10 protein-coding genes are annotated in these 7,535 nt (G+C 60.3%); all 10 read right to left on the bottom strand.

Annotation, left to right across the window (positions count from 1 at the left end; all coding sequences use genetic code 11):
* Positions 1-290: 290 nt before the first annotated feature.
* Positions 291-800, bottom strand: coding sequence for a GNAT family N-acetyltransferase (locus DFR39_RS19630; RefSeq protein ID WP_133605535.1), 510 nt, complete (start codon positions 798-800; stop codon positions 291-293).
* A gap of 61 nt (positions 801-861) precedes the next feature.
* Positions 862-1,311, bottom strand: coding sequence for a hypothetical protein (locus DFR39_RS19635; RefSeq protein ID WP_211343926.1), 450 nt, complete (start codon positions 1,309-1,311; stop codon positions 862-864).
* A gap of 84 nt (positions 1,312-1,395) precedes the next feature.
* Positions 1,396-1,806: a WapI family immunity protein gene (locus DFR39_RS19640; RefSeq protein ID WP_133605537.1), complete on the bottom strand. Its 411-nt coding sequence runs from the start codon at positions 1,804-1,806 to the stop codon at positions 1,396-1,398.
* A gap of 57 nt (positions 1,807-1,863) precedes the next feature.
* Complete coding sequence (locus tag DFR39_RS19645; protein WP_133605538.1) at positions 1,864-2,304, bottom strand: hypothetical protein; 441 nt, start codon at positions 2,302-2,304, stop codon at positions 1,864-1,866.
* Between the two features lie 95 nt (positions 2,305-2,399).
* Positions 2,400-2,822 carry a ribonuclease E inhibitor RraB gene (locus DFR39_RS19650; RefSeq protein WP_162849602.1) on the bottom strand — a complete coding sequence of 141 codons (423 nt, stop codon included), beginning with the start codon at positions 2,820-2,822 and terminating at the stop codon, positions 2,400-2,402.
* Positions 2,823-2,888: 66 nt separating this feature from the next.
* Entirely contained in the window at positions 2,889-3,332 is a 444-nt protein-coding gene (locus DFR39_RS19655; protein WP_133605539.1) for a hypothetical protein, read from the bottom strand.
* A 178-nt stretch (positions 3,333-3,510) separates the two neighbouring features.
* A complete protein-coding gene (locus tag DFR39_RS19660; RefSeq protein ID WP_133605540.1) occupies positions 3,511-5,055 on the bottom strand; it encodes an IS1182 family transposase in 1,545 nt (514 codons plus the stop codon).
* Between the two features lie 499 nt (positions 5,056-5,554).
* Entirely contained in the window at positions 5,555-6,028 is a 474-nt protein-coding gene (locus DFR39_RS19665) for a hypothetical protein (RefSeq protein WP_133605541.1), read from the bottom strand.
* Positions 6,029-6,089: 61 nt separating this feature from the next.
* Positions 6,090-6,476, bottom strand: a complete 387-nt coding sequence (locus DFR39_RS19670) for a hypothetical protein (protein WP_133605542.1) — start codon at positions 6,474-6,476, stop codon at positions 6,090-6,092.
* Positions 6,477-6,540: 64 nt separating this feature from the next.
* On the bottom strand, positions 6,541-7,317 hold the full coding sequence (locus tag DFR39_RS19675) for a hypothetical protein (protein ID WP_133605543.1): 777 nt from the start codon (positions 7,315-7,317) through the stop codon (positions 6,541-6,543).
* Positions 7,318-7,535 lie beyond the last annotated feature (218 nt).

Raw genomic sequence — 7,535 nt, forward strand, 5'->3', positions numbered from 1 at the left:
GTTGACGGACTTGCCGCGGACGGCCTCGGCAAGGGCCTTAGCAATGTAGTCGCCAGGGAAGTCACTCGCGTGCGCGATTCCCGGCGCAATGTGCACGACCGTTGCCAAGAGTACGGCTCGGAGCAGCGAGGGGGACCTAGTACGCATAACGTTCGAGCTGAGCGGATGGCCACGGCAGGACGGCTTGGCCGACCGGCGCATGATAGACAGCGAGCGCTGGGCGGCCAAGACGGCCTGCCGTGGACAGTCCGCTCTCGAGCGAGGGGTTATGCCGCATGGTCCACCCTCCGCTACGCCAACACCATGACGGTTTCGTCCTGCTCGTCGCGATGCCTCTCAACTTGTTCGGCCGAGCCATCCCTAAAGCCCAGACTAAGCAGCAGCGCCCGTGAGCGAAAGTTCTTGGCTTTGAGCACCGCGATGAACTCATGCACTCCGTATGCCGACCTGAGTTCTTGCAACATGGCGTTCACCGACGCCTTGCCGATACCTTGCCGCCAGTACTGGCTGTTCAGCTCATAGGCCACGTACGCCCACCCCTCACGCGAGACGGTTGCCTGGACATAGCCAGCAAGCTGGCCGCTGGGTAACCTGACAACCCAGTTCAACCAACCTTCGGATCCATCGGCAGGTCCTCGGCTCTCCAGTAGCTCAAAGCGGCGGTGCAGCCATGCCTCCGAGTCCGGCGGCGCATTCTCGAACTCGTAGATAGCCGGGTCGCTGAGGACACGGAACATCTCCTGCGCGTGCGCAGCGATTTGGGGTTCTAGGGTGCAACGCCCGGCGGGGACCTCTCTCATGCGGCATAACGTTGAAGACGAGCGGCGCCGAAGGCGTCCGCCTCGGTTGACCAGTTAGCCATCACAGCCGCCACCACTCCATTCGACTAGTGTCGCTGTTCCAGTAAAGATGGATTGAATCGCAGTCGCCACCGCTAAGGTTGAGCGAGTTGGCGATCTTTGAAGGGCGACATCCCGGCAGTGCTTCGTCCATCGGACTGCAAAACTGTTCGTCCACTTGTAGCTTCGCCGGAGCCTCGCATATTGCTGCCTGAATCGATGCGCCAATGCCGAAGGCAAGAAACTGCGTTCGTGTTTTTCGGCCTTTGACGCCAGCAATCCGTATCGCGAGTTCGAGTCCTGCCCCCTTGTAGCCGACCATTGCCCAGTCGCGGCGACCGTCGCCGTTGAAGTCGCCGCTCACCAGAGTTGCCTGGTCCCATTTGGTGAGAGGCTTCGCGGCAGCGATTGAAGCTGCGGCAGCCTGGCCTTCACTCTCTGATGAAGCCTGGGCGGATGCGATGAGAGCCATCGACACGGCGCAGAAGACGAGTCCTCGCATGATGGCTAACGTTGGCGCTCAGCGGGCGGCGAAGCCGTCCGCTGCAGCAACGGGTTAGCCAACGCTGTTCCCCGCCGCAGCCCGGAGGCCCTCAAGGTCTCGCAGCGGTGCGGCCAGGAATGACTGATCAAGTTGAAGAACGTATTCAAGCTTGTTCTCATAGGTTGCCTTTGACCAAGCCTCGCCCGTGACTTCGATGTGGCCGCCGGGCGTGCAGACGAGTTTGATGGTGAACTGGCCTTCGCGTGGGCACAACGTTGCTTCGCCTTGCAGAGAATCGTATAGGGCCCGCAACTGCTTGGTGAAAGCCTCGAAATCCGTAGGCTCGACCCACGGTTCGATCCTGCCCTGGAAGCCGCACACCGCAATTTCCACATCCACCTGCAGCCACGCTTCCGTCGAAAACGAAGGCGGCAGGCTGATCTTGACGTACTCGGAGCTGGTCCCGAAGTGAATGACTGGCATGCGCTGGCTAACGATTGAATTCAGCGGCCGCCGTAGGCGGCCCGCTGGAATGATGGGTTAGGCGTCATTCCCAACCACACCGAGTTGATACTCATCTATTGCGCGTTTGTACTCATTCGAGATCAAGAGCAGATCCGCGTTGGGGCTTTGAAGATCAACCTGAAGTTTTTGCATAGTCGCTTGCGCTTGACGTGAAGTTCTCCAACGTCGTTCGAAGTTTCCAGTTGAGCTGACTGTCCCCAATATTGCCGCGAGTGTGGCCAATAGCGCTGCCGCATCGGTTTGCCAATCGCCCTTCAGTCGCTCCATCTCTAACTTGAGTACCAGTGCTGATGTCGCACTGAACAAGACGGCGCCGTACATGCTGCCGTAATACCAGAAGTTCCAGCGACTCTTTCCTACTCGGAACCTCGTTTCCTGCTCGGTAATGAGCCTTACTAGTTGGGTGCGCCAGGTGGCGTACGTTTGGTCCTCAGAGTCGGTTGGGTTCTCTGCCACGTGTGCCTCCGATATATTTGATGACGCCTAACGTCGGAGTTCAGCGGACCAGCCAGCATAGCTGGCGCAGGTCCGCTGCAATGAAAGGTTGGGCGTCATCTCGCGGCTGGCCCTACGTCCATGCCGTCATAGGACTGAAGCCGGAAACGACTTGCCAGCTTGTAAAACTCGAGATTCCGCTGATGGAGCGAATCAGGGGTGTGATGCTCTATTTTTTCGACGTGCAGAAAGAAAGTGCTTCTGTCTTCAGTGGGAAAGATCTTGACGAAGCGGTAGCCATTGCTGGACAGATGGTCGGCTGCCGCCTGTAGCTTCTTGGAGCTTGGATCGGTAAAGAAGTAGCCCCAAAGCAGAGGACCATCGACGTCCCACTTCCGGTAGCCCGGATTGGACCGCATGTCTGCAAACATCTCGTTCAGTTGAGCAAGCGATATCACTGAACGCCCGTTGACAAAATCAGATCCTTGCGCAAAACCAGTGCAGAGAAAAGCCGCGACAGTCGCGAGAAGTTTCTTCATGACGTCCAACGTTGGAGTTCAGCCGACCGACCGGCGTAGCCGGTCAGGGTCGGATGCAATGAAAGGTTAGAGCGCTTGTTTGGCATCGCTGCCTTCAAGAACCGACTCCATCCATTCGCGTGCCACATTTTTTGCCCAGCGCATATAAATCGCAATAGCTACCGAAAATGCACATATCGAAAGGAACCACCCGACCCCAGTAGAGAGAACAAGGACAGCTAGAACGGTGCTAAATATCAGACCAAAAAAAGCGTTGTCCACCATCGGAACTTCAACTGAAAAGCAAATCGAGTTGCCGTCGCCACTTGATTTGACCGATAAGCGACCATGCCCAAGAAACACAAAGCTACTTGGGCCAAGGTGAACAGAACAGGAAACAAAAGACACTTCTGAGTCTTTCTGCCTCACCAAGACGGCATCCCTCTTCTTGAGTTCGGAAGCGACCTTCGCCAATCGATCGTCGATTGCCGCCCCAGTCAAGGCTATAGGTCTTTCACCAACGCATTGCATGAGCGCTCTAACGAGGCTGTCCAATAACCCATGGCCGACGCGTCACGGACGTTAGCGGGCGGAACAGGCGCTGGTACAGCAGGGTTTTCATTGCGGGTGATTGTGGCGCCAACTGCGGGCGCCCGTGAGCGCGACTAAGGCCTGCTGATGGGGGATATCACGGCCCTGGCCTTGGCCCTCACGGCCTCCAGCCGCTGTGCGCCAGTTTCTCGATGTTGTGCACCAGGCAGAACAGTTGCCACTGCGTGCCCACCTTGCTCAGGCCCCTGAGCGTGAAGCGGCTCAGCCGCTTGTTGTGCCTCAGGTTGGCGAACACCGGCTCCACGGTGGCGATGCGCTGGCTGTACAGGCTGCGCCCTCTCGGGCTGTCGATGGCTTGGCGCATGCACTGGCTGGGGTCTTGTGCGTTGAACTCCCGGCCATGGAACAGCGACACCTTGCGAGCGGGCGTGCGCTCGGGGTGGCGCAGGCACTGCGCGCGCAGATGGCACCCACCGCAGTCGCTGGGCCGGGCCTTGAAGTCCTCGCGTCGCAGCCCCTTGCTGCCCACCCGGTAGATCGCGCCGGTGCTGTACAGCGTCTGGCCTGCGGGACAGGTGGCGGTGCGGGCCTGCGGGTCGAAGCGGAAGTCCGCGGGTCCGAAGCGCTTGAGCGGTTTGTCTTGCCCGGTGGGCTGCTTGTCGTACAGCGGATCGGGCTTGGCCTTGTGCGGGGCCTGGTCCTTGAAGCGCTCGTCGCGCTGGCGCATCTGGTTGTCGGCGATCAGGGCCGGGATGTCGCGCTCGTGCAGGGCCTGCACATTGGCATCGCTGTGGTAGCCGGCGTCGGCCGTGTGCAGTGTCTGGGCGCTGGCGAAGGGCCGGGCCTGCTCGACCATGGGCAGCAGCATGGCCTGCTCCGAGCCGGAGCCGGTGACGTCGGCCGCGACGATGAGCTGGTGGGCCGCATCCACCGTGGCCTGCGCGGCATAGCCCTGGATCACGCCTTTGCTGGTGGCCATCTTGGCGCTGTCCGGGTCGGTGATGTTGGTCTTGAGCTCTTGGCCCTTGCGGTTGCGCCGCGCTGGCGTGGTGCTCAGGAACTCTCGCGTGCGCTGGGCCTCGCGGCGCAGGGCGTCCACCCGCTGCTGCTGGCGGCGTGCGTCGAGCGCTTCTTCCCCGGGTGCACCGGTGCGGCTGTCTTGCGCCTGGTGCAGGCTCACGATCTTGTCGGCCGCCTTCTCCAGCCGTCGTGCCCGGTGCAGTAGTTCCGCATGCGTGCCGCTGCGCTCCTTGCTGGCGTTGGCCGGCAGCTTCACGCCGTCGATGGCGAACAGCTCGCGCCCGATCAGCCCCTGCGCATCGCAGGTCAGCAGCACCTGGTGGAACAGCGCCTTGATCTGCGGCCCCAGGCTGCTGACGAACTTGGCCAGCTGCGCGTGGCTGGGGTGGCTGTCACCGCTGATCGCGATGAACTGGATGTCGTGCTCGCAGGCCCGCTCCAGCTGCCGGCTGGACACCAGACCGCGGCTGTAACCCAGCAGCACGATCTTGAGCAGCACACGCGGGTCGTAGGCGCTGGCGCCCACGGCCTCGTTGCGAAACCGCGCGTCCAGCGCCGAGAGGTCCAGTTCCTCATCCACCAGCAGATTCAGCGCAAAGGCGAAGCTGCCCGGCACCAGTTGCTCCGACAGCACCACCGGCAGGAACATCGCACCTCGGACCTGGGGCTTGTAGCGCGGCATCAAGGGCCTCCTCTGACCTGGCCTCGATTGCAGCGCCCGGCGCCTGCTCGCCCTATTCGGAGACTCCCGCGGCAGGGGAGGTTTTTTTTACAGCCTCAACGTGAAAGTGAGCGGACGCCGAAGGCGGTCCGCTCGAATGACAGGTTGTGCAGAGCCACTTCGGAGGCACTGCCATGGAACTGGCCCACAGCATACCGAAGCGGTACCCACGTGGCGAACGCCCGAGGCGCCAAGCGCCCTGTCCGCCTGCCCGCTGGTGGCGAAACACGAAGCGGAGAACAAGCGGCCTTGCTCAGCCAGGCAAGATCATGACGGCCAGGAACTGACAGAACTTGAACTACGCCCGACTCGAACAAGCGCGATGCGGATTCCCCCGCGAGATCCCGGCGAACGACGGGCCGAAGGCGGATCTTCATGCGTTGCTTAGCTTGCTGCACAACGTTCGACATGAGCGGCATTCAAACAGCGTAGCTGTTTGACTGTCCGCTCGATGGAGGGGTTAGCGGTCTCGCCGCCACCGAGCAAGGTATTCATTGAGCAAGTCAAGCTGAGCACTTGGAAAGCTGTGCTGGACCCACTTGTCTTTGTACCCAGCGAGGCCGTATTGCTCGAGAACTCGCGATGCTGCGGCAGCTACCGCTTCACCGAAGTCAAGCGGTTCGACCGCAAAATGCATGAGTACCTTGCCTTCTGCGTCTGGACGGTTGCCCCAAAGCTCCTGAAACTCCAATAGACGTATGTCGATCTGGTTGTTGCCAGAACGCGCGATTGCCCACCTGTACTCGCCAGGCTCTTCATCGAACCCCACTGAGATGCTGTGCGCTCCGGCAAGCACAGCCACAGCAGCGAGAACGAGGTTCCCAAGCGCGTCGGACAAGTAGGACGCAGAAACCTCGCATCTGGCCTCGCCGAACTGCACCTTGCACTCAGCCCAGCCGGAACCGGCGAGGTAGTACTCAATAGAGAGTGACATGACCGCTAACGTCAAAGCTCAGCGGACGGCGAAGCCGTCCGCTGGAGCGAATGGTTGGGCCTCATTGCGCACGCCGTATGAAGGGCAAGATTGCAAGGCATGCCTTCGCGGCCACTGCTGCCGACTCCGCAGGCTGGCCGTGCTTGCTTACAAACTCGCGGAATGCATAGCGGGAAATCGAGGCGGGGCCGAAGTCTTCATCTAGCAGCCAGTTCATGATGGCCCCACCATCTTCGGCCAACGTCACTGTGCAGACTTTGACCTTTTTTCCCTCGGCGCGAATGAGCGGCTCGGCGAACTCCCAGAACTGCTCCGCACCAGCGGCCGTGTTCTCAAAGGACCTTTCCACGAACCCATTACTCGTTTCGACAGCGGCGGAAAACCCGGAGGTGGCAATGAGGATTGCAAGAACGTTGGTCATTGGCGGATGGCGATTGGTGAGGCTCAACGTCTGAAATGAGCGGCCTCGCGCGGCTTTATGCGCGAGGTCCGCTCGATTGATGGGTTGGGCGTCATTTGGTACCCGTCATACCGTCGTATGCGGCGATCAGCACCGAACGTTGCTCTCTAGAAACGAGGCTCGCATCCACGCCCATTGCAAAACAGGCATGCAACAGGCTGGCAAACGCTTTCGACCACATTGGAGCAAAGTAGCGATCTTCGTCGTCTTCGATAAAGGCAGCTAAGCCATCGATCTCAGTCGCACGCCGAGAAAGAACAGAATGAAGAACGGTGGGAGCAGAGCCAAGCGGGGAACGCATTTTCCCAGCACCAATCGCAAGTGTGTTTCTATGGTCCTCGCCGCAATGGGCGCTGGTTGGGTCTGATTCAGCTAGCCATCGATTCCACACTTGTGAACAGGCATCGTCACTGGCTTCACTGTGCAAGCGGGCCAGTTGATCTCGTTGTTCCAGGGTCAATTGGGATGCAACAGCGAGGATTGAGGCAACTGCCTCACCGTTGGCTCCAAACAGGTTAGCGGATGGCAGTTCTCTGACGACACGGACTGCGGTAGCACGAACGTAGCCAGCGCTTGCCACAGGCTGCTCCGAGGCCCGCTTGATGACCTGAACCTCCCATAGCCGCCCCGGCCACGAAGCAACAATAGTTGTAGCAAGTGAAACGTCTACGACGATCCACGGTGGTGCATCTCGAAAGGTACCAATTGTCAGGCCCGGTGCGGCCTCCGCGAAGTGTGACGAGCGATCCGCCGGCTCGTAGTGAAACCCCGAGATGTCCTGCGAGCTGGCCGACAGTCTTGCACGAAGCCAGGTGAGAGGTGAGGTCATGACGCCCAACGTTCGAGTTGAGACGCGCGCGGAGGCAGACGATGACTGGCCGCGCAAGGACCATGAACACCTTGGCCTGGAGCGGCCAGGCATTGGCTGTCGTAGCGCGTCGGCTCGAACGAGGGGTTAGCAACTGTCTTCGAAGTCAAGCCGTTGGCCCCGAAGCAAGGTGCTTGGCTGCGTTCCATACTGCCTGGTCGCGCAGCATCGCATTGAGG

Source organism: Roseateles asaccharophilus (genome assembly GCF_004362405.1).
Classification (GTDB): Bacteria; Pseudomonadota; Gammaproteobacteria; order Burkholderiales; family Burkholderiaceae_C; genus Kinneretia; species Kinneretia asaccharophila.

Coding starts and splice junctions, on each gene's coding strand:
- DFR39_RS19640 (WP_133605537.1), bottom strand. CDS start 1,806: ATGCCAGTCATTCACTTCGGGACCAGCTCCGAGTACGTCAAGATCAGC.
- DFR39_RS19665 (WP_133605541.1), bottom strand. CDS start 6,028: ATGTCACTCTCTATTGAGTACTACCTCGCCGGTTCCGGCTGGGCTGAG.
- DFR39_RS19650 (WP_162849602.1), bottom strand. CDS start 2,822: ATGAAGAAACTTCTCGCGACTGTCGCGGCTTTTCTCTGCACTGGTTTT.
- DFR39_RS19635 (WP_211343926.1), bottom strand. CDS start 1,311: ATGGCTCTCATCGCATCCGCCCAGGCTTCATCAGAGAGTGAAGGCCAG.
- DFR39_RS19655 (WP_133605539.1), bottom strand. CDS start 3,332: ATGCAATGCGTTGGTGAAAGACCTATAGCCTTGACTGGGGCGGCAATC.
- DFR39_RS19660 (WP_133605540.1), bottom strand. CDS start 5,055: ATGCCGCGCTACAAGCCCCAGGTCCGAGGTGCGATGTTCCTGCCGGTG.
- DFR39_RS19630 (WP_133605535.1), bottom strand. CDS start 800: ATGAGAGAGGTCCCCGCCGGGCGTTGCACCCTAGAACCCCAAATCGCT.
- DFR39_RS19675 (WP_133605543.1), bottom strand. CDS start 7,317: ATGACCTCACCTCTCACCTGGCTTCGTGCAAGACTGTCGGCCAGCTCG.